The organism is Streptomyces sp. NBC_00122, assembly GCF_045160845.1.
In the GTDB taxonomy this organism is placed as follows: domain Bacteria; phylum Actinomycetota; class Actinomycetes; order Streptomycetales; family Streptomycetaceae; genus Streptomyces.
On sequence record NZ_CP108191.1, the window covers coordinates 1663484 to 1681093 of the forward strand.

The following is a 17610-nucleotide window of genomic DNA, read 5'->3' on the forward strand; positions in this document are numbered from 1 at the left end:
GGTCAGGGACGAAGGAGGCGGGAGAACACGATGTCCGAGTCGGAATCGGCGGCGCAGCAGCAGCCGGAACAGCAGGACGCCGTCGAGTCGGCGGCCGCGCCCTCGCGGCGCGCCGTCCTGGGCTGGGGCGGTGCCGGGCTCGCGCTCGGCGCGGCCGCGGCCGGCGGGGCGGTGGCTGCCTTCGGCAGCGGGCCGGACCTGGTCTCGGCCTCCGCCGCCGGAGCGGCCGTGCCGTTCCACGGCGAGCACCAGGCCGGTATCGCCAGCGCCGTGCAGGACCGTCTGCACTTCGCGGCCTTCGACGTGAAGACGAAGGACCGCGAGGAGCTGATCAAGCTCCTCAAGGAGTGGACCGAGGCGGCCCGCCGCATGACGGCCGGCCTGCCGGTCGGCGAGGGCGGTTTCGGCGGCCTCCCCGAGGCTCCGCCGGACGACACCGGCGAGGCGCTCGGCCTGAAGGCCTCCCGCCTGACCCTGACCATCGGTTTCGGGCCGGGCCTGTTCGCCAAGAACCGGTTCGGACTGGAGGGCAAGCGCCCCGACGCGCTGGTCGACCTGGAGCTGTTCCCGGGCGACAACCTGGACGCGGCCCGCTCCGGCGGCGACCTCTGCGTCCAGGCCTGCGCCGACGACCCGCAGGTCGCCGTGCACGCGATCCGCCAGCTGGCCCGCATCGGCTTCGGCAAGACCGTGGTGCGCTGGTCGCAGCTGGGCTTCGGCAAGACCTCGTCGACCACGCCCGATGAGCAGACCCCGCGCAACATGATGGGCTTCAAGGACGGCACCCGGAACATCTCGGGCACCGACAAGGCGGCCCTGGAGAAGCACGTGTGGGTCGGCGCGGGCGACGGCAGCGAGTGGCTGACCGGCGGCTCGTACCTGGTGGCCCGCCGGATCCGGATGAACATCGAGATCTGGGACCGCACGCCCCTGCAGGAGCAGGAGGACATCTTCGGCCGCGACAAGGGCGAGGGCGCCCCGGTCGGCAAGTCCAAGGAGCGCGACGAGCCGTTCCTGAAGGCGATGAAGCCGGAGGCGCACGTCCGCCTCGCGCACCCGGACAGCAACAACGGTGCGACGATCCTGCGCCGCGGCTACTCCTTCACGGACGGCTCGGACGGTCTGGGCCGCCTCGACGCGGGCCTGTTCTTCCTCGCCTACCAGCGCGACGTCCGCAAGGGCTTCATCCCGATCCAGCGCCAGCTGGCGAAGTCCGACGTCCTCAACGAATACATCCAGCACGTGGGTTCGGCGATCTTCGCCGTCCCGCCGGGCGTCCGCGACAAGGACGACTGGTGGGGCCGGGCACTGTTCGCGTAAGCCAGTCGGAGAGAAGGAACCGCCGTGTTCGGCAACTATCTGATCGGCCTGCGCGAGGGGCTGGAGGCCAGCCTGGTCGTCTGCATCCTCGTCGCGTACCTGGTGAAGACCGAGCGCCGGGACGCCCTGCGTCCCGTGTGGCTCGGCATCGGGATCGCCTGCGCGCTCTCGCTCACCTTCGGCGCGATGCTCGAATTCGGCACCCAGGAGCTGACCTTCGAGGCGCAGGAGCTGCTCGGCGGCAGCCTGTCCATCATCTCGGTGGGCCTGGTGACGTGGATGGTCTTCTGGATGAAGCGCACCGCGCGGCATCTGAAGGCCGAGCTGCACGGCAAGCTCGACACGGCGCTCGCCATGGGCACCGGCGCGCTGGTCGCCACCGCCTTCCTGGCCGTCGGCCGTGAGGGCCTGGAGACCGCGCTCTTCGTGTGGGCGTCCGTACGCGCCAGCGGCGAGGGCTCTTCGGCGCCGCTGATCGGTGTGCTGCTGGGCATCGCGACGGCGATCGTGCTGGGCTACCTGTTCTACCGGGGCGCCCTCAAGATCAACCTGGCGAAGTTCTTCAAGTGGACCGGCGCCATGCTGGTGGTCGTGGCCGCGGGCGTGCTCGCCTACGGGGTCCACGACCTCCAGGAGGCCCGCTTCCTCGGCGGCCTCGGCGACAAGGCCTTCGACATCAGCGCCACCATCCCGCCGGACAGCTGGTACGGGACGCTCCTCAAGGGCGTCTTCAACTTCCAGCCGGACCCCACCGTCGTCCAGCTCACGGTGTGGGCGCTGTACCTGGTGCCCGTGCTGGCGCTGTTCTTCTTCGACCGTGGCCGCCCGGCTGCCCCGAAGGCGCAGCCCGCGGACGCCGCGCAGGCCGGCTGACCGGCGAGGTATGACCGGCCGACAGGCTGTGGTGACGGGCTCGCGCGCCGGTCACCACAGCCTGTCGGTGTTCCCGGGGTGCAGCGGGACGCGGACACCGGTGAAGGCGGCCCGGTCCCGCTCCGGGGTGTCCGTGAAGAAGGCCGCCACCACCTCCTTGTCGAAGCCCGGCTCGTCGGTGGCCAGCGGCTCCGCGGGGGTGCCGCCGACCAGGACCGTGCCGGGCAGCCGCGTGAAGCCGGCCGCCTCGTAGAACGGCGTCAGCGGCCGGTCGCAGCTGAACAGCGCCAGGTCGACGGCCGGGTCCGCCGCCAGCCCGGCGCGGGCCGCCGCGACCAGCCGGCCGCCGAGCCCGCGGCCGCGCAGCGCGGGCCGTGTCACGACCGCGCTCAGCCCGGCCGCGCGGTACGTGCGGCCCGCGACCTCGATCTCCTTGTACAGCAGCGCCAGCGAGGCGGCCACCGCGCCGTCACCGTCGACGAGCAGCAGGGCGCGCGGCGCCAGGGCCGGGTCGTGCCCGGGTGAAGCGCCCGGCCAGGCCGCCGCCTCCAGGGCCTCGACCTGGCCGCCGAGCTCTGCCGGGAGCGCGGTGACCTCGTACGCCAGCACCCTCATCAGGGGATCCGCACGCCCGTACCGCCGACGCGGACCCGCGGGTCCCCGGCGCGCAGCTCCACCGTGAGCTCCCCCGGCCGGCCCATGTCCGCGCCCTGGTGGAGGGTGAGCACCGCGTCCTCGGGGACCAGCCCGAGCTCGCGCGCGTACGCGCCGAAGGCGGCCGCGGCGGCCCCGGTCGCGGGGTCCTCGACGACTCCGCCGACCGGGAAGGGGTCCCGTACGTGGAACTCCGCCGGTCCGGCCCGGTGCACCAGCTGCACGGTGGTCAGGTCGAGGCGCCGCATCAGGGCCTCCAGGCGGGCGAAGTCGTACGCGAGGTCCGCGAGCCGGGCCCGGGTGGCGGCGCCGAGCACCAGGTGCCGGTTCCCGGCGTAGGCGATCCGGGGCGGGAACGCCGGGTCCAGGTCCGCCTCCGGCCAGTCCAGCGCGGCCAGCGCCTCGGCGAGGTCGGCCGGGGCGATGTCCTCGACGTGCGGCTCCACGCTGGTCAGCGTGGCCCGCAGCAGCCCGTCCTCGGCGGTGACGGAGACCGGGACCGTCCCCGCCCGCGTCGCGAGGACCAGGTCCCCGGGGCCGATCCGCTCCGCCAGCGCCACGGCGGTGGCCACGGTGGCGTGCCCGCAGAAGGGCACCTCCGCCTTCGGGCTGAAGTACCGCACGGTGAACGCCCGCCCGGGCTCGCCGCCGAGCCCCTCGGGCGGGGCCGTCAGGAAGGCCGTCTCGCTGTAGCCCAGCCCGGCGGCGATCTCCAGCATCCCGGCGTCGTCCAGCCCGGCGGCGTCGAGCACGACCCCGGCGGGGTTGCCGCCTTCCGGGTCCGGGGAGAAGGCGGTGTAGCGCAGTACTTCGGTGTCGGTCATGCGGTCATGATCGTCACCCCGCCCGGCTCTGGCAACGGGGTTGTTCAGCCGCGCCCGATGTACGGCATGGCCGTCGCCATCACCGTCGCGAACTGTACGTTCGCCTCCAGTGGGAGCTCCGCCATGTGGAGCACGGTGCGAGCCACGTCCGCGGCGTCCATCACCGGTTCGACCGCCAGCTGCCCGTTGGCCTGGAGGATGCCGGTCTGCATCCGCTCGGTCATCTCGGTCGCCGCGTTGCCGATGTCGATCTGGCCGCAGGCGATCCGGTACGGCCGCCCGTCCAGCGACAGGGACTTGGTCAGGCCCGTCATCGCGTGCTTGGTCGCGGTGTAGGCGACGGAGTTCGGGCGCGGCACGTGCGCCGAGATGGAGCCGTTGTTGATGATGCGGCCGCCCTGCGGGTCCTGCCGCTTCATCTGCCGGAAGGCGGCCTGCGCGCACAGGAAGGCGCCGGTCAGGTTGACGTCCACCACCGAGCGCCAGGCCTCGTAGGTGATGTCCTCCAGCGGGACGCCGCCCGGGCCGAAGGTGCCCGCGTTGTTGAAGAGCAGGTCGAGGCGCCCGTACCGGTCTCGTACGGCCTCGAACAGAGCATTGACCTCGTCCGGATCGCTGACGTCCGTCCGGACGCACAGGACGTCCGCGTTTCCGGCGGACTGCGCCGCCGCGGCGGCCGTCTCCTCCAAGGGCCCGGTCCGGCGGCCCGCCAACGCCACGGCCCAGCCGGCCGCGGCCAGGGTCAGGGCCACGGAACGGCCGATCCCGGAGCCGGCCCCGGTCACCACGGCGATCTTCTCGGCACTTTCGCTCATGGGCCCGCAGGCTACGTCACACAGGGCTGCGGGCCCCGGACGTTCCGATAGCTGAGAACATGGGTCGGTCAGGGGTGCATGAATCAGATAAGAGGACTGGAGTCCCGCATGTCGGAGAGAGCCCCCGCGACGGCACCCACACCCGAGCCGTCACCCGAATCGCCCTCCGCCTCCACCGCCGTCGCACCCCTGACGGCCGCACGCCGCACCGGGCTGCTCGTCACCTTCATACTCGGCGGGCTCACCGCCCTGCCCCCGCTGTCCATGGACATGTACCTCCCGGCCCTGCCGCAGGTCACCAGCGTCCTGCACAGCCCGGCCGCGACCGTCCAGCTCACCCTCACCGCCTGCCTCGCCGGCATGGCGCTGGGCCAGCTCGTCATCGGCCCGATGAGCGACAAGTGGGGGCGCCGCCGGCCCCTGCTCGTCGGCATGACCGTCTACGTCCTGGCCACCGCGATATGCGCCCTCGCGCCGACCACCGAGCTGCTGATCGGCTTCCGCCTGCTCCAGGGCCTGGCCGGGGCGGCCGCGATCGTCATCGCCCGTGCCGTCGTACGCGACCTGTACGACGGGGTCGAGATGGCCCGCTTCTTCTCCACCCTGATGCTCATATCCGGATCCGCACCGATCATCGCCCCGCTCATCGGCGGCCAGGTGCTCCGCGTCGCCGACTGGCGCGGGGTCTTCGTCGTCCTCACCGGCGTCGGCCTCGTGCTCACGCTGACGGTCTGGCGCGGCCTCGGCGAGACCCTGCCGCCCGAACGGCGGCAGACGGGCGGCGTCGGTGCCGCGCTGCGGACCATGCGCGGGCTGCTCGGCGACCGCGTCTTCACGGGCTACACCCTGACCGGCGGCTTCGCCTTCGCGGTGCTCTTCTCGTACATCTCCGCCTCGCCCTTCGTGGTGCAGGAGATCTACGGAGCCTCGCCCCAGGCCTTCGCCCTGCTCTTCGGCCTCAACTCCGTCGGCCTGATCACCGTCGGCCAGATCAACGGCAAGCTGCTCGTCGGCCGGGTCAGCATGGACAAGACCCTGTCCGTCGGGCTCGGGATCATCACGACCGCGGCGGTGGCGCTGCTGCTGATGTCGACCGGGGTGTTCGGCGAGGTGGGGCTGACCCCGATCGCCGCCGCGCTGTTCGTGCTGATGTCGGCGATGGGCGTGGTGCTGCCGAACACCAACGCGCAGGCGCTGATGCGGACCCCGCACGCGGCGGGATCGGCCTCCGCGCTCCTCGGCACGTCGTCGTTCCTGGTCGGTGCGGTCGCCTCGCCGCTGGTCGGGATCGCGGGCGAGGACACGGCGGTGCCGATGGCGCTGGTCCAGCTGGTGTGCGCGCTGCTGTCGGTGGGCTGCTTCCTGGGCCTGTGCCGGCCCTGGCAGAACCGCGACCCGCTGGCGTCCGCCGCCTAGTGTTCTGAGTCTTGAGTTCTGTTCAGATGTGTAGGGTTGGCCTATGGCGCGGATGGGGCGGCCGAAGGCCGAGTTGACGCTGTCGGACGAGGAACGGGTCGCACTGGAGGGGTGGGTGCGGCGTCGTTCCACGCCGCAGGCGTGGGCTTTGCGGTGCCGGATCATCCTGGCCTGCGCCGAGGGTGTCTCGAACAAGGACGTGGCCGTCCGTCTCGGATCAACGCCTCAGGCGGTCGGCCGTTGGCGGGCCCGTTTCGTGCAGTACCGGATCGCGGGCCTGGGAGACATGCCGCGTTCCGGCGGCCCCAGATCGGTGACGGACGAGCAGGTTGCCGCGGTGGTCACCAGGACCTTGGAGTCCAAGCCGAAGAACGCGACGCAGTGGTCGACGCGGTCGATGGCGAAGGAAATGGGCCTGTCCCAGTCCTCGGTCTCACGGATCTGGCGGGCGTTCGGCCTGCAGCCGCACCGCTCGGAGACCTTCAAGCTGTCGACCGACCCGTACTTCGTCGACAAGGTCCACGATGTCGTCGGCCTCTATCTGGACCCGCCCGAGCGGGCGCTGGTGTTCTGCGTGGATGAGAAGTCGCAGATCCAGGCCCTGGACCGGTCCCAGCCGGTGCTGCCGATGATGCCCGGGGTCCCGGAGCGGTCAACGCACGACTACGTCCGGGCCGGCACGACCACCCTGTTCGCCGCACTCAACGTGGCCACCGGCAAGGTGATCGGCTCCCTGCACCGCCGCCATCGGGCCGAGGAGTTCAAGAAGTTCCTGGTCAAGCTCGACAAGGAAGTGCCGGCAGGCCTGGACGTCCATCTGATCTGCGACAACTACGCCACCCACAAGACCCCGGACATCAAGAAGTGGCTGCTCGGCCACCCCCGGTTCCACCTGCACTTCACCCCGACCGGGTCGTCCTGGCTGAACCTGGTCGAGCGATGGTTCGCCGAACTCACCAACAAGCAGATACGGCGAGGCGTCCACAAGTCAGTCCAGGCCCTCGAGAAGGACATCCGTGACTGGATCGCCGCCTGGAACACCGACCCCAAGCCCTACGTCTGGACCAAGACCGCAGACGAGATCCTCGAACGCCTCGCCAGCTATCTGAACAGAATTCCCGACTCAGAAGACTAGGGCTCTCGGCCGGGGGCCTGCCGGTCCGGGCCGCTTCGGTCCGTACCCGGACGGGGCCACGCCGCCCGGCGCCGTAAACTCGGCGGGTGAACGCCTTTGCCCCCACCACCGCCGAGACCCTCCGCAGCGCGCTCGGCGGGCTGCTCGACGGACTCCCGCCCAAGCAGGCCTCGGCCGCCGTGGAGCGGCTCATCGCCAGCTACCGGGGGCAGACCCCGACCGACGCGCCCGTACTGCGCGACCGCTCCGACGTGGCGGCGTACGCGGCGTACCGCATGCCCGCCACCTTCGAGGCCGTCCGGGCGGCCCTGGACGGGCTCGCGGAGGCGGCGCCCGGCTGGGCGCCGGGCTCCCACGTGGACGTGGGCGGCGGCACCGGCGCGGCGACCTGGGCGGTCGACGCCACCTGGGACGGCCCTCGCGAAACCACGGTGCTGGACTGGGCGGAGCCGGCGCTGGCGCTCGGCAAGGAGCTGGCGGCCCGCGGCTCGGAGGTCCTGCGCGGGGCGGCGTGGCGGCGGGCCGTCATCGGCTCCGGGCTGGCCCTGCCCGACGCCGACCTGGTGACCGTCTCGTACGTGCTGGGCGAGCTGACCCCGCAGGCGCGGACGGCCGTCGTCGCCGAGGCGGCGCGGGCCGGCCAGGCCGTGGTGCTGATCGAGCCGGGCACACCGGAGGGGTACCTCCGTATCCGCGAGGCCCGCGACCAGCTGATCGCGGCGGGGCTGCAGGTCGCCGCGCCCTGCCCGCACGACGGGACCTGCCCGATCGAGGTCGGCAAGGACTGGTGCCACTTCTCGGCGCGGGTGAGCCGGTCCTCGCTGCACCGGAAGGTCAAGGGCGGCTCCCTCCCGTACGAGGACGAGAAGTTCAGCTACGTCGCCGCGACCCGCTTCCCGGTCGAGCCCGCCGCCTTCCGGATCACGCGGAAGCCGCAGATCCGGAAGGGGCTCGTCCAGTTGGAGCTGTGCGGCCCGCAGAGCGGTGACTCGGCGGGCCTGACCCGGGTCAACGTGACCAAGCGCCACGGCGACCTCTACAAGGCGGCGCGGGACGCCGACTGGGGCCAGGACTGGCCGCCGCCGCAGGAGCGCTAGGCCGGGCGCAGGACCGGGTCAGACCGAGTCAGGCCGCGTCAGGGCCGCAGCTCCTGGGTGCAGCACTTCACGCTGCCGCCGCCCTTGAGCAGCTCCCCCAGGTCCATCGGGACCGGCTCGAACCCCCGGTCCCGAAGGGGCGCCAGCAGGCCGGTCGCCGCCTGTGGGAGCAGGACGTGCCGGCCGTCCGAGACCGCGTTGAGGCCCAGGGCGGCCGCGTCGCGGCCGTCGGCGAGCAGCGCGTCGGGGAAGAGCCGTTTGAGCACGGCCTGGCTGCCCGGCGAGAACGCGGCCGGGTAGTACATGACCTCGTCCCCGTCGAGGACGGACAGGGCGGTGTCCAGGTGGTAGTAGCGCGGGTCCACCAGGTCGAGGCCGATGACGGGACGGCCGAAGAACTCCTGGGCCTCGTCGTGCGAGAGCGGGCTGGAGCGGAAGCCCCGGCCGGCCAGGATGTAGGTGGCGGTGACGGCGAAGTCGCCCTCACCCTCGTTGACGTGGGACGGCTCGTGGATGTCCTGGTAGCCGTGGCTGCGGAACCAGTCCAGGTGGATCTCGGCCTCGGCGGCCCGTTCCGGATAGGCGAAGCGGGCTCCGAGCACCCGGCCGTCGACGACGAGGGCACCGTTCGCCGCGAAGACCATGTCGGGCAGCTCGGGGTCCGGTACGAGGGTCTCGACGGTGTGGCCGAGGGCGCGGTAGCGGTCCCTCAGGTCTTCCCATTGGGCGTGTGCGAGGGGCAGGTCCACCGGTTTCGTGGGGTCCATCCACGGATTGATGGAATACGTGACCTTGAAGTGTGCGGGTGGGCACATCAGGTAGCGCCGGGGTGTGGCGTCTCTGCGCAAAGAAGGCTCCTCACGACTTGCACTCGACTTACACGTCTCACGACGAGTGTGGAGAGAATCGTCCCTCCTGAAGCGGGACAACGCAGTGAACTGATTGGGTGGTTTACCGGGCAAGAGGAAGACGAGACGTCTCGGTTGATAGTTTCAGGACATGACCAGGACCCCTGACGCCAGCCGCCGCAGCGACCGCTCCCGGCGGGCCATCCTCGACGCGGCACTCGCCCTGGTCGGGGAGGTCGGCTACAACAGGCTGACCATCGAGGCCATCGCGGCCCGCGCGGGGGTCGGCAAGCAGACCATCTACCGCTGGTGGCCGTCGAAGGCCGCCGTGCTGCTGGACGCCTCGCTGGCGCTCACCGGGGACGCGGAGGCGGCGGCCGAGTGGGCCGGCTTCCCGGACACCGGGGACCTCGCGGCCGACCTGAAGCACGTCCTGCGGGCGACGGTGGACCAGCTGCTCGACGAGAAGTACGCGGCCCCCACGCGCGCCCTGACGGCGGCCGGGGCGACCGACCCGGAGCTCGGCGCCCGCTTCACCGAGCGGCTGCTGGAGCCGCAGCTCGCCCTGTACGAGGCGCGGTTGCGCACGGCCCGGGAGGCCGGGCAGCTCGCGCCGGACACGGATCTGCGGCTGACGGTGGAGATGCTGGTCGGCCCGCTGACGTACCGCTGGCTGCTGCGGACGGCGCCGCTGACGCACGCCTACACCGACGCCCTCGTGGACCGGGTGTTGGGTGGGGTGGCCAACGTCACCGCCCGTTAACGGACCGGCAACCTACGGCCGATCGAGAATATATGCCCGAATTCTATGGGTATGTAGGGGGCGTCGGTTACCCATCCCCAACCCCCCGGTCACGAAGACCGGTCACCCGGGGCTCAGGATGGTGGGACCATGTGAAGGTCCGCCGGGGATACGGTGAGGTGAGGGGATCGATGGGGTCTGAGTCCGGCCGCGTCAAACGCGGCGAGCAGAGCAGGATTTCCCAGTGGCTGCGTCGGCGGCCGAAACCCGTCGCCGAGGACCCCGGACGAGAACGCGAGGCGCTGCTCCTGGCCGTCGCCGCGGCCGGTCTGCCGCTCGCCCCCGCCGCCCATCCCGCCGGCTACCGGTGTTCGTGCGACCGGATCGGCTGTCCGACGCCCGCACGGCACCCCCTCTCCTTCGCCTGGCAGACCCAGTCGACCACCGACCGCGCACAGGTCGAGCGGTGGGCGCGCAACCAGCCCCAGGCCAACTTCATCACCGCGACCGGCATGGTCCACGACGTGCTCGACGTCCCGCTGGAAGCCGGCACCGGCGCACTCGCCCGCCTGCTGGAGGCGGGCATCGAGGTCGGCCCGGTCGCCGAGTCGGGCGGCACGGGCGACCAGGCCCGGATGCTCTTCTTCACCGCCACCCGCGGCACGCCGGAGGACGAGGACGAGTGGTGGCCGTGCGAACTGGACTGCCATCCCGAGACCATGGACGAACACCCGGGCCTGCGCTGGCACTGCCGCGGCAGCTACGTCCTGGTCCCCCCGGCGGCCCTCCCCGGTGACCAGGCGGTCACCTGGATCCGCGGCATGGAACACCCCCTCCCGGACCCCCTCACCCTCCTGGAGACCCTGACGGACGCCTGCGCCACGTACGCGGGCACCTCGCCCCAGACCCCGGCGGCGGTCGCCTGGCCCTTGGGCCGCTAGCCCTGGCCGGGGCTCGGTCCAGGGCTGCGCCCAAGCCCGGCGGGGTGCGGCGCCGCTGCGCAAGCGCCCCCGGGCTGCGCCCGGGCGCCCTGGGGCTCCGCCCCAGACCCCGCGCCTCAAACGCCGGCGGGCCTGGTTTTGGGCTGAGCTGAGTTCGCAGGAGTCCGGGGGCGAAGCCACCGCCAACGGCGGGTCAGTGGTGGATCTGGGTGACGACCACGTCGAGGGACCAGGCCTTGCCCGCCTTCGCGGGGGCTTCGGCCTCGACCGTGTAGCCCAGGTCGCGCAGGGCCGTGACCAGCTCGGCGGGCGACGCCGGGACCGCACCGGCCAGCAGCAGGTCCCGGACCAGACGACCCTTCGTCGCCTTGTTGAAGTGGCTCACCACCGACCGCTTCTCCACTCCGTCCACCACCCGCGAATGCAGCACCCGCACGGTCGCCGTCCGCCCCGCCGTCTCCCCCTTCGGCTTCCACGCCGCCGCGTACGCAGCCGACCGCAGGTCCAGCACCAGCCCGTCCCCGGCAACAGCCGGCAGCACGTCCGCCATCGGCCCCCGCCAGTACGCGCCGAGCGCGCCGCGCCCCGGCAGCTTCACACCCATCGAGCAGCGGTACGAGGGAATCCGGTCGGTGATCCGCACCGCGCCCCACAGCCCCGAGAAGACGAGCAGCGCGTCCTCGGCGAGCTTCCGCGCGGCCGGGGTCAGGTCGGCCAGCGCCAGGGCGTCGTACAGCACCCCGGTGTAGATCTCCCCGGCCGGCCGGGCCGCCGCCGAGCGCAGCTCCACGTTCTTCGCGACCTCGCCGCGCAGCCCCTCGCTCAGGCCCAGCACCTCGCGCGCCTTCAGTTCGTCGGCGGCGCACAGCTCGACCAGTTCGTCCAGGACCTCCGCACGGGCCGGGGCCAGCCCCGGCAGCGACAGCGTCTGCGGCTTCAGCGGTGCGCCGGAGCCGCCGGCGGCCTTTCCTTCGGACGGCGGCAGCAGCACGAGCACGGTGGTTCTCCTTCGGTACGACACGGCGCAGGGGATGCGGCCCCGCAGCCAGGGTAGACGGCTCGCCATGCCGTCCGGGCCCGCCGCCCATACGCTCGATCCATGCCACGCCGTCTTATGCACATGACAGGCGCAGACGGGGCTGCCCTGCGGGCCGCGCTGCGTGAACTGCGGACGAAGCTGGACGTACCGGAGGAGTTCCCGGCCGAGGTGCTCGCCGAGGCCGGGCGGGCGGCCCGGGAACCCCGCCTGCCCGGGGCCGATGCCACCGACATCCCGTTCTTCACGATCGACCCCCCGTCCTCCATCGACCTCGACCAGGCCATGCACCTGGCGAAACGGTCCACCGGCGGCTTCCGGGTCCACTACGCCATCGCCGACGTCGCCGCCTTCGTCACCCCGGGCGGCCCGCTGGACGCCGAGGCCCACCGCCGCGTCACCACCCTCTACTTCCCCGACGGGAAGGTCCCGCTGCATCCGGCCGTGCTCTCGGAGGGCGCGGCCAGCCTGCTGCCCGACCAGCCCCGACCGGCGCTGCTGTGGCGCCTCGACCTCGACGCCGAGGGCCGGGTGGAGACCACCGATGTCCGTCGCGCCCTCGTACGCAGCCGCGCCAGGCTCGACTACGACGGCGTCCAGAAGGCCATCGACACCGGCACGGCGGAGGAGCCCCTCGCCCTCCTGAAGGACATCGGGCTGCTCCGCGAGGCCCTCGAAGTGGAGCGCGGCGGCATCTCGCTGAACGTGCCCGAGCAGGAGATCGTCGGGCACGGGGACTCGTACACCCTGGCCTACCGCGCCCCGCTGCCCGCGGACGGCTGGAACGCCCAGATCTCCCTCATGACCGGCATCGCCGCCGCCGATCTGATGCTGGCCGCCGGGACCGGCATCCTGCGCACCCTGCCCACCGCGCCCGACGGCGCCGTCGGCAGGCTCCGGCGGGCGGCGAAGGCCCTGCGGATCGACTGGCCGCACCACGTCCCGTACGCCGAACTCGTGCGCTCCCTCGATCCGCACCGTCCCGACCACGCGGCCTTCCTCCAGGAGTGCACGGCCCTTCTGCGCGGCGCCGGATACACCGTCTTCACCGGCGGCGAGGCCCCGGACCCGGCGCTCCACGCGGCGGTCGCGGCCCCGTACGCCCACTGCACGGCGCCGCTGCGCCGGCTGGTCGACCGATACTCGGGCGAGCTGTGCCTGGCGGCGGTGGCCGGGGCTGAGCCCCCGCGCTGGGCGGTGGCGGCGCTGGACGCGCTCCCCGAGGAGATGGCGGACGGCACCCGGCTCGCCAACAAGGCCGAGCGGGAGTGCGTGGACCTGGTCGAGGCCGCGCTGCTCAAGAACCGCGTCGGGGAGGTCTTCGAGGCGATGGTGATCGACGTCGACGACCGGGAGCCGAAGGTGGGCACGGTCCATCTGACCGACCCGGCGGTGGTCGGCCGCATCGTGTCCGCCTCGCGGGAGCTGCCGCTGGGCGAGCGCCTGCGGGTCCTGCTGGCGGAGGCGGACCCGGGCACGGCGAAGGTCCTGTTCGCCCCGGCCTGACCTGCCCCGGCGTCCTTCGCGGCGGCACGCGAGACCGTCGGGGCGCCTTCGCCAGCAGCGCGGCGAGCGCGGGCGAGAGCGGCTCGCCCTCCCCGGGCGCCGCGGCCAGCAGCGCCGCGAGCCGCCGCCGGCGCTCGCCGATCTCGGCCTCCTGGCGGGCCAGGTTGGCGTCGAGCTCTTCGAGTACGTCGGCCAGTTCGCGCCCGGCGTCGTCGGCGAGGACGTCCCGCACTTCGTCGAGGCTCAGCCCGAGCTCGGTGAGCCGCCGTACGCGGGCCAGCAGGACGGCGTCACGGACGCTATAGGCCCGGTAGCGGTTGGGTCGCCGCTCCGGCTCCGGGAGCAGCCCGACATCGTGGTAGTGCCGGATCGCCCGGGTGGTGACCCCGACCAACGCGGCGATCTCTCCGATCCGCATGCCCTCCAGTAGAAACCCTGCCGCTGCGGCAAGGTCAAGCCGCGTCGGCACAGCCGGTAGCATGGTCGCCACGGCAGACGAGTCGGCCGGGCGGCCGCGTCGGGATCTTGAGGATCCCGCCGAGGAACGTCCGGGCTCCACAGGGCAGGGTGGTGGGTAACGCCCACCCGGGGTGACCCGCGGGACAGTGCCACAGAAAACAGACCGCCGGGGGCTTCGGTCCCCGGTAAGGGTGAAACGGTGGTGTAAGAGACCACCAGCGCCTGAGGTGACTCAGGCGGCTAGGTAAACCCCACCCGGAGCAAGGTCAAGAGGATCCGTCTTCGGACGGGTCTGCGCGGACGCTTGAGGGCTGCTCGCCCGAGTTCGCGGGTAGACCGCACGAGGCCGGCGGCAACGCCGGTCCTAGATGGATGGCCGTCTCCCCGGCGACCGCGAGGTCACCGGGTGACAGAACCCGGCGTACAGGCCGGCTCGTCTGCCCTTTCCACTCCGTTCGGGGTGCCGCGAACGCCGGCGGCTGCCCGGATCTCGGCAGCTGACACGAATGCCCCTCGCAGGGGCACGTCATGGGGCACGCTCGCACCCATGACCGATCACCCCGCGGCCGCTGCCGCCGCTCTCATACGCGAACTCGCCGAAACGACCACCGACCCCCGCGAAGCCTACGGAAGCCCCGCCGAGATCGCCTCCGTGGCCGGAAGCCTGCTCGACCTGGCCCGTCACCTCGAAGACGCCTTACGCCACCTGGAGCGGCACATGCTCCGGCGTGACGACGACTGGGCCACCACGGACGGAGAACGGCCCGGCCGGTACGCGCGGGAGGCGAGCGGCGCGATCCAATCCGCCCAGGCCGAAGCCCGCAACATGGCCCGCGCCCTGGCCCGGTCGGTGGAAGCCCTCAGCCACCTGAAGCCCGCACCCTGATGAAGACGCGGTGAGAGAGGCCCCCGCCATCGGGCTATCGGGGCGGGGGCCCTTTCGGATGTGCGGCTAGCGCAGGTGGGACGTGTCGTTCAGCAGCCGTACCGAGGCGTTGCCGTCGGCGTAGTAGGCCACCGCCGACAGGGAGGCCGCCGAGAGTTCCATGCGGAACAGGGACTCCGGCGGGGCGCCCAGGGCGAGGCGGACCATGATCTTGACCGGGGTCACGTGGGTGACCAGCAGCACCGTACGGCCCGCGTGCGCGGCGAGCAGTCGGTCGCGGGTCGCCGAGATCCGGCGGGTGGCGGCCATGAAGCTCTCGCCGCCGCCCGTGGGGGCCGCCTTCGGGGAGTCCAGCCACCCCTGGAGGTCGTCGGGGAACCGCTCGCGCACCTCGGCGAAGGTCAGGCCCTCCCAGGCGCCGAAGTCCACCTCGCGCAGGCCCTCTTCGACGGTCACGTCGAGGCCGAGGCGGTCGGCGACGGCCTGCGCGGTCTCGCGGCAGCGGCGCAGCGGGGAGCTGATGACCGTCTGCACGGTGCCGCGCGCGGCGAGCGCCTCGGCCACGGCCGCGGCCTGGCGCCGCCCGGCAGGTGACAGCTCGGGGTCGGAGCCCCCGCTCCCGGAGAAGCGCTTCTGCGGGGTGAGGGCGGTCTCGCCGTGGCGCAGCAGCACGAAGGTGGCGGGGGTGCCCATGTCGGGCCCCCAGCCCGTGCCCGCGGCGGGGGCCGCCGTGGGGGCCTGTCCGGCGGCGCCGGGCCCGGGCTGCGCGAAGAGCGTGCCGGTGCCGCCCGCTTCGGCGGAGCCGGCCCGCGCGGGCGCGGCCTCGGCCGCGCGGGTGCCCGTACCGGAGCCGGAGGCAAGGGCGGCGCGCACGGCTGCGGCGCCCTTCGCCACGTCCCCCGGAACACCGCCGGAGGCTACGGCGCGCGCGGCGCCGTGGTCCAGGGCGGCGCTGGAGGCCGACGGCTCCCACTGCTTGCCGCGCTTGCCCGCGTCCATGGCCTCGTTGGCGAGCCGGTCCGCATGCTTGTTCTTCTCGCGTGGGATCCACTCGTACGTGACCTGGGAGCGGGGCAGGATCGTCGCCGCTTCCGCCGCGAGCGGCTTCATGTCCGGGTGCTTGATCTTCCAGCGGCCGGACATCTGCTCGACGACCAGCTTGGAGTCCATCCGGACCAGGACCTGCGCGTCCGACGCCAGTTCACGCGCCGCCTTGAGCCCGGCGATCAGGCCCTTGTACTCCGCCACGTTGTTCGTCGCGACGCCGATGTACTCCGCGCGCTCGGCCAGCGTCTCGCCCGTCGCCGGGTCGAGGACGACCGCGCCGTAGCCGGCGGGCCCCGGGTTGCCCCGGGAGCCGCCGTCCGCCTCCACGACAAAGCGCGGCATCAGATGCCCGAGTCGGCCGTACGGACCAGGATGCGGCCGCAGTTCTCGTGGCGCACGACCTGGTCGCGGGCCGCGGCCTTGATCTCGTTGACCTCGGCCATGTCGAGCTCCAGGCGGCAGCCCTCACAGCGGCGCTGGTACAGGCGCGCGGCACCGACCCCGCCCTGCTTGACGCGGATCTTCTCGTACAGCGCCATCAGGTCGGCCGGCATGGAGGCGACGATGACCTCGCGGTCCTTGGCGATCTTGGCGGCTTCGGCGTCGAGCTCGCCGGTGGCCGCGTCACGGCGCGCGATGGCGTCCGCCAGCTTGGTCTCCAGGCCGGCGACGCGGTCGGTGAGCTCGGTGACCCGCTCCTGCGCGGCCTCCAGGCGCTCCATGACCTCCAGGACCACGTCCTCCAGGTCGCCCTGCCGCTTGGCCAGGGAGACGACCTCGCTCTGCAGGTTCGCCAGGTCCCGGGCCGAAATGCCCACGCCGGAGTCCAGGCGCTGCTGGTCGCGGGCCGCGCGCTGGCGCACCTGGTCCACGTCCTGCTCGGCCTTGGTCTGCTCGCGCGCGGCGTCGCTGGCCTGCGTCTGGGCGGCGACGAGCAGGTCGCGCTGCTGGGTGAGGTCCTTGGTCAGCGAGTCGACCTCGGCGTGCTCGGGCAGCGACTTGCGCTTGTGGGCGAGCTGAGACAGCCGGACGTCCAGGGCCTGGACGTCGAGAAGTCGGATCTGGTCGGCGGGCTCGGCGTTCAGTTGGGGGCTCCTGAGATAGAAGAGGGAGGTGAGGAAACGTCGGACGGCGCGTGCGCCGTCCACGGGTCGGTGACCGTGCGCGAGACATGGGTACGCAGACCCCAGCCATGGCGCTCGGAAATCGCGTCGAGCTGTGCGGCGGCCTGCTCGCACCAGGGCCATTCGGTAGCCCAGTGGGCGGCGTCGACGAGGGCGAGCGGGCTCTGCTCGCGGGCCTCGGACACCGGGTGGTGGCGCAGGTCGGCGGTGAGGAAGACGTCCACGCCCGCCGCCCTGACCTGGTCGAAGAGGCTGTCGCCGGAGCCGCCGCTGACGGCGATGCGGCGGATCTGCGCGTCCGGGTCGCCGGCGACGCGGATGCCCTGGGCGGTCGCCGGCAGCGAGGCCGCGGCGCGGGCTGCGAACTCGCGCAGGGTCTCGGGGTGGTCCAGTTCGCAGATCCGGCCCAGGCCCCGGCGGCCGGCCGGGTCGGTGGCGTCGGGCACCAGCGGGCCGGTGATCCGCAGGTCCAGGGCGCCGGCGAGGGCGTCGGAGACACCGGGGTCGGCGGTGTCGGCGTTGGTGTGGGCGACGTGCAGCGCGATGTCGTTCTTGATCAGCGTGTGCACGACGCGGCCCTTGAAGGTGCCGGCCTCGACGGTGGTGGTGCCGCGCAGATAGAGGGGGTGGTGGGTGACGATCAGGTCGGCGCCCAGCTTCACCGCCTCGTCGGCGATCTCCTGTACGGGGTCCACGGCGAACAGCACCCGGGAGACCTCGGCTTCGGGGTCGCCGCAGACGGTGCCGACGGCATCCCACTGCTCGGCCCGCGAGGGGGGCCAGAGAGCGTCCAGCGCGGCGATGACTTCAGAGAGACGGGGCACGGGCCAAGGCTACCGTCCGGTGCGACCGTCCCCGCCAGGACGGGCCCCGCCCCGGCCCTGCTC

Annotated in this window: 17 protein-coding genes, 1 other RNA gene and 1 pseudogene; 10 read left to right on the top strand and 9 right to left on the bottom strand. The window is 72.7% G+C overall.

Going from position 1 to position 17610, the window contains the following annotated elements; all coding sequences use genetic code 11:
* Positions 1-30: 30 nt before the first annotated feature.
* Together efeB and efeU are read left to right on the top strand one after the other, a co-directional pair.
* Positions 31-1320 (top strand): iron uptake transporter deferrochelatase/peroxidase subunit, encoded by a 1290-nt coding sequence (efeB, locus tag OG737_RS07835; RefSeq protein WP_328925414.1) that lies wholly within the window; start codon positions 31-33, stop codon positions 1318-1320.
* Positions 1321-1344: 24 nt separating this feature from the next.
* On the top strand, positions 1345-2193 hold the full coding sequence (gene efeU, locus OG737_RS07840) for an iron uptake transporter permease EfeU (protein ID WP_328925415.1): 849 nt from the start codon (positions 1345-1347) through the stop codon (positions 2191-2193).
* Positions 2194-2244: 51 nt separating this feature from the next.
* On the opposite strand, the gene OG737_RS07845 is transcribed toward efeU, so the two are convergent.
* From OG737_RS07845 to OG737_RS07855, 3 genes are read right to left on the bottom strand one after another with little or no spacing between them, the layout of a single operon-like run.
* Entirely contained in the window at positions 2245-2808 is a 564-nt protein-coding gene (locus OG737_RS07845) for a GNAT family N-acetyltransferase (protein ID WP_405921339.1), read from the bottom strand.
* Complete coding sequence (locus OG737_RS07850) at positions 2808-3671, bottom strand: PhzF family phenazine biosynthesis isomerase (RefSeq protein WP_328925417.1); 864 nt, start codon at positions 3669-3671, stop codon at positions 2808-2810. Before OG737_RS07850 ends, OG737_RS07845 begins: the two co-directional genes overlap by 1 nt.
* Positions 3672-3715: 44 nt before the next feature.
* A complete protein-coding gene (locus OG737_RS07855; RefSeq protein ID WP_405921340.1) occupies positions 3716-4486 on the bottom strand; it encodes an SDR family oxidoreductase in 771 nt (256 codons plus the stop codon).
* 108 nt (positions 4487-4594) lie between these two features.
* Between OG737_RS07855 and OG737_RS07860 the strand changes: the two genes are divergently transcribed.
* From OG737_RS07860 to OG737_RS07870, 3 genes are all read left to right on the top strand, one after another.
* Entirely contained in the window at positions 4595-5902 is a 1308-nt protein-coding gene (locus OG737_RS07860) for a multidrug effflux MFS transporter (RefSeq protein WP_405921341.1), read from the top strand.
* Positions 5903-5954: 52 nt separating this feature from the next.
* Positions 5955-7037: an IS630 family transposase gene (locus OG737_RS07865; RefSeq protein ID WP_328930173.1), complete on the top strand. Its 1083-nt coding sequence runs from the start codon at positions 5955-5957 to the stop codon at positions 7035-7037.
* An 86-nt stretch (positions 7038-7123) separates the two neighbouring features.
* Complete coding sequence (locus tag OG737_RS07870; RefSeq protein WP_328925420.1) at positions 7124-8134, top strand: small ribosomal subunit Rsm22 family protein; 1011 nt, start codon at positions 7124-7126, stop codon at positions 8132-8134.
* A gap of 38 nt (positions 8135-8172) precedes the next feature.
* Here OG737_RS07870 and ddaH read toward each other — a convergent pair whose 3' ends face one another.
* Positions 8173-9063: a dimethylargininase gene (ddaH, locus tag OG737_RS07875; protein ID WP_405680005.1), complete on the bottom strand. Its 891-nt coding sequence runs from the start codon at positions 9061-9063 to the stop codon at positions 8173-8175.
* Positions 9064-9133: 70 nt separating this feature from the next.
* Between ddaH and OG737_RS07880 the strand changes: the two genes are divergently transcribed.
* Both OG737_RS07880 and OG737_RS07885 read left to right on the top strand, forming a co-directional pair.
* Positions 9134-9745, top strand: coding sequence for a TetR/AcrR family transcriptional regulator (locus OG737_RS07880; protein WP_328925422.1), 612 nt, complete (start codon positions 9134-9136; stop codon positions 9743-9745).
* A 170-nt stretch (positions 9746-9915) separates the two neighbouring features.
* The gene (locus OG737_RS07885; protein WP_328925423.1) at positions 9916-10665 is read left to right on the top strand and encodes a bifunctional DNA primase/polymerase; all 750 of its coding nucleotides are present in this window, start codon (positions 9916-9918) and stop codon (positions 10663-10665) included.
* A 193-nt stretch (positions 10666-10858) separates the two neighbouring features.
* Here the strand turns inward: OG737_RS07885 and yaaA are convergent, their stop codons facing one another.
* On the bottom strand, positions 10859-11662 hold the full coding sequence (yaaA, locus tag OG737_RS07890; RefSeq protein WP_405921342.1) for a peroxide stress protein YaaA: 804 nt from the start codon (positions 11660-11662) through the stop codon (positions 10859-10861).
* Between the two features lie 102 nt (positions 11663-11764).
* On the opposite strand from yaaA, the gene OG737_RS07895 reads away from it, so the two are divergent.
* On the top strand, positions 11765-13207 hold the full coding sequence (locus OG737_RS07895; protein WP_405921343.1) for an RNB domain-containing ribonuclease: 1443 nt from the start codon (positions 11765-11767) through the stop codon (positions 13205-13207).
* Between the two features lie 226 nt (positions 13208-13433).
* Here OG737_RS07895 and OG737_RS07900 read toward each other — a convergent pair.
* A pseudogene (locus tag OG737_RS07900) lies at positions 13434-13688 on the bottom strand (MerR family transcriptional regulator); the annotation flags it as partial.
* Between the two features lie 15 nt (positions 13689-13703).
* Here OG737_RS07900 and rnpB point away from each other — a divergent pair.
* Positions 13704-14106: RNase P RNA component class A (rnpB, locus tag OG737_RS07905), an RNA gene on the top strand.
* Positions 14107-14213: 107 nt separating this feature from the next.
* Positions 14214-14552: a hypothetical protein gene (locus tag OG737_RS07910; protein ID WP_328925426.1), complete on the top strand. Its 339-nt coding sequence runs from the start codon at positions 14214-14216 to the stop codon at positions 14550-14552.
* 66 nt (positions 14553-14618) lie between these two features.
* Here the strand turns inward: OG737_RS07910 and OG737_RS07915 are convergent, their stop codons facing one another.
* The 3 genes from OG737_RS07915 to OG737_RS07925 are packed head-to-tail and all read right to left on the bottom strand — an operon-like array spanning position 14619 to position 17547.
* Positions 14619-15941: a bifunctional RNase H/acid phosphatase gene (locus tag OG737_RS07915; protein ID WP_405921344.1), complete on the bottom strand. Its 1323-nt coding sequence runs from the start codon at positions 15939-15941 to the stop codon at positions 14619-14621.
* The gene (locus OG737_RS07920; RefSeq protein ID WP_328930255.1) at positions 15941-16684 is read right to left on the bottom strand and encodes a C4-type zinc ribbon domain-containing protein; all 744 of its coding nucleotides are present in this window, start codon (positions 16682-16684) and stop codon (positions 15941-15943) included. Before OG737_RS07920 ends, OG737_RS07915 begins: the two co-directional genes overlap by 1 nt.
* Positions 16681-17547 (bottom strand): Nif3-like dinuclear metal center hexameric protein, encoded by an 867-nt coding sequence (locus tag OG737_RS07925; RefSeq protein WP_328925428.1) that lies wholly within the window; start codon positions 17545-17547, stop codon positions 16681-16683. The genes OG737_RS07920 and OG737_RS07925 overlap by 4 nt, the downstream gene beginning before the upstream one ends.
* Between the last annotated feature and the right edge of the window lie 63 nt (positions 17548-17610).

Excerpts from the sequence above, each read along its gene's own strand:
- efeB (WP_328925414.1), top strand. The coding sequence starts at position 31 with ATGTCCGAGTCGGAATCGGCGGCGCAGCAGCAGCCGGAACAGCAGGAC.
- OG737_RS07845 (WP_405921339.1), bottom strand. The coding sequence starts at position 2,808 with ATGAGGGTGCTGGCGTACGAGGTCACCGCGCTCCCGGCAGAGCTCGGC.
- OG737_RS07850 (WP_328925417.1), bottom strand. The coding sequence starts at position 3,671 with ATGACCGACACCGAAGTACTGCGCTACACCGCCTTCTCCCCGGACCCG.
- OG737_RS07855 (WP_405921340.1), bottom strand. The coding sequence starts at position 4,486 with ATGAGCGAAAGTGCCGAGAAGATCGCCGTGGTGACCGGGGCCGGCTCC.
- OG737_RS07860 (WP_405921341.1), top strand. The coding sequence starts at position 4,595 with ATGTCGGAGAGAGCCCCCGCGACGGCACCCACACCCGAGCCGTCACCC.
- OG737_RS07865 (WP_328930173.1), top strand. The coding sequence starts at position 5,955 with ATGGGGCGGCCGAAGGCCGAGTTGACGCTGTCGGACGAGGAACGGGTC.
- OG737_RS07880 (WP_328925422.1), top strand. The coding sequence starts at position 9,134 with ATGACCAGGACCCCTGACGCCAGCCGCCGCAGCGACCGCTCCCGGCGG.
- OG737_RS07885 (WP_328925423.1), top strand. The coding sequence starts at position 9,916 with ATGGGGTCTGAGTCCGGCCGCGTCAAACGCGGCGAGCAGAGCAGGATT.
- OG737_RS07895 (WP_405921343.1), top strand. The coding sequence starts at position 11,765 with ATGCCACGCCGTCTTATGCACATGACAGGCGCAGACGGGGCTGCCCTG.
- OG737_RS07910 (WP_328925426.1), top strand. The coding sequence starts at position 14,214 with ATGACCGATCACCCCGCGGCCGCTGCCGCCGCTCTCATACGCGAACTC.
- OG737_RS07915 (WP_405921344.1), bottom strand. The coding sequence starts at position 15,941 with ATGCCGCGCTTTGTCGTGGAGGCGGACGGCGGCTCCCGGGGCAACCCG.